The sequence below is a fragment of the Pseudoalteromonas sp. NBT06-2 genome, assembly GCF_002276045.1.
Lineage (GTDB): Bacteria > Pseudomonadota > Gammaproteobacteria > Enterobacterales > Alteromonadaceae > Pseudoalteromonas.
The window spans coordinates 1-2,231 of sequence record NZ_NQMR01000146.1 but is presented as its reverse complement, the minus strand read 5'-3'; the positions used below and the strand labels follow the sequence as shown (position 1 = coordinate 2,231).

General features: G+C 37.8%; 1 protein-coding gene and 1 pseudogene. Both read right to left on the bottom strand.

Annotated elements, in window-relative coordinates; genetic code table 11:
• Window positions 1-187 precede the first annotated feature (187 nt).
• Window positions 188-1,698 (bottom strand): annotated as a pseudogene (gene tnpC / locus CJF42_RS21110) (IS66 family transposase).
• A 10-nt stretch (window positions 1,699-1,708) separates the two neighbouring features.
• The gene (tnpB, locus tag CJF42_RS21105; protein ID WP_141235615.1) at window positions 1,709-2,131 is read right to left on the bottom strand and encodes an IS66 family insertion sequence element accessory protein TnpB; all 423 of its coding nucleotides are present in this window, start codon (window positions 2,129-2,131) and stop codon (window positions 1,709-1,711) included.
• Window positions 2,132-2,231: the final 100 nt, after the last annotated feature.

The window sequence follows — 2,231 nt, the reverse complement described above, 5'->3', positions numbered from 1 at the left end:
ATGACGTGTAACGAGCCTGTAGAATTTCTATTTTAGAAAAAATAGACCCAAAAATTATTAAAAATTAAGCTTCAAAACGCATTGCTACGTGAATTCTGAGGAAATATTCTACTAAAACATTACTTTTACGGACGCACAGAACATAAATTTCATTCGTCAATGGTAAACGCGCAACTAGGCAATGCGGCTAGTTATAATCAAAGTCTAGCTGCACATTCCACGGCATTAAATCTGTTAAATCTGAATTTCCTTCTCGATTTGGCATTTCTTTAAATAAATGTTGGAAGTAGTAATATGGGTTTATATCATTTGCCCGACATGTCATGACAATACTATAAAGTATCGCACTTGCCTCTGCACCATTGACTGATTGTGAGAACATCCAGTTTTTCCTTCCCGTGGTAAATGGTCTGATATCTCGCTCCGTTATATTATTGTCGATACCTAATTCACCATCTTTTATATAATGATTTAATTTATCCCATTGATTAAGTGTGTAGTTGATTGCTTTACCAATATGGCTCTCTTTTATTACTTTTATTTTTGCTTCATCTAACCATATTTTAAATGCTGCTAATATTGGTTTGGCTTTTTCTTGCCGTAATTGATAACGTTTCTTCGCGCTTAGTTTCTTGTTTTTTGCCTGCGTTTCAGCTTACTAATGAAACTGATTGCCTTATGTGCCCGGCCTTTATTCTTTGACTCAGTCTTAAGTGCATCATTATATTTACGTCTGGCATGTTCCCAGCAGCCCACAGGTATAATATTGTCAACATTATCATAAGCAACATAACCATCACATTGTAAGTACCCTTGATAATCCCCTAGAAACTCTTTTAAGCATGCTCGGCTTCTTCCCGCCTGATAATTATAAATTACCAGTGGTTGCTCACTCATTTCATTACTACGGTATACCCACATATAAGATTGGCTTGTTGCCTTTTTATCTGGTTCATCTAGCACCTGAACCCGAGTTTCATCGGCACATAAACTGTGTTGTGCTAGTAAGTAACGCTGCATCGCTGCAACTAAAGATTTAATAATTGTGCCAGCTTTAATGCACCAATTTGCCAGTGTGCCCCGAGATAAAGTAAGTCCACCGCGTTTAAATATCTCAACCTGACGATAAAGCGGTAACGCATCGCAATACTTAGCCGTTACAACTGCGGTCAGTGTTTCTGGGCTGGCAATACTGCCAGGTATCGGTTGTTTTGGTTTAGAAGCCGTGATGATTTTGTTTTTAATTTGGCTATTTTCACAATGACGGCAAGCATATTTAAGCTGTTTATGCTTTATCACGCTGATTTTAGCAGGGATAATTTTAACCTGCTCACTTTCTTCACTGCCACAAACATGCATGTTATTCCCGCAACAAGCACAACTTGTATCAGCTAATTTATGTTCAATTTCTTCTCGCGGTAACGCTTCAGGTAATGTTTGCTTGCCTTTTTTATAATGTTTAGGCTCTGACTTTACTTGCTCAGCTTCGTTGAAAGTGCCTCGTGGTGCCTTTTCACTTTTTTTACCGTACTTTTGAGATTTACTCAGCTTTAATTCTGCAAGAAGATGATCAATACGCGTCTGCATTTCAGCCATATCTTCTTTTTATGCTTGTTTATCTTGCTGCAATGCATCTACCTGTGCTTGCAAAGCAGCCAGTTGTTTTTGTAGTTGCTCTATTTGCTCATTATCAGACATTTATAAAGCTTTATTTATCCCAAAGTATGACTAGAATGACACAGTAAAAAGATCCTTCAAGTCCTAAGAAATGATCTTCAAGAGCACATGACAGATAGGCCTGATAATGTGTGATGTCGTGACGGATTACTAACAGGTAATCCTGAGAGTAACCATTGCAACTGGCGTTGTTCAATACCCATAGCGGCCAATGAACAACTGTTTTTCGGCCATTGAAGCGCCCTTGCTCTAAACGTCGATAATAGAGCCAAAAACCATTAGTATCCCAAAATAAAATTTTTAGCTTATCGCGCTGTTTATTACAAAAAACATACCAAGCCTGATTGAGAGGATCTAACTCAAGTTGCTCAGCAACAATGATTGATAAACCATTTATGGATTTACGCATGTCAGTGAAGCCTGTTACCAAATATACCTGTTGAGGACTGATCATTTAAGTAAACTCACAATATGGTGAAGCTTTTGATGACATAAGTCCTCATCAAATTCTAATTGATAGCCAGTTGGTGTGCTTAATTTGAGCGAGGTAGTTT

Excerpts from the sequence above, each read along its gene's own strand:
- tnpB (WP_141235615.1), bottom strand. The coding sequence starts at position 2,131 with ATGATCAGTCCTCAACAGGTATATTTGGTAACAGGCTTCACTGACATG.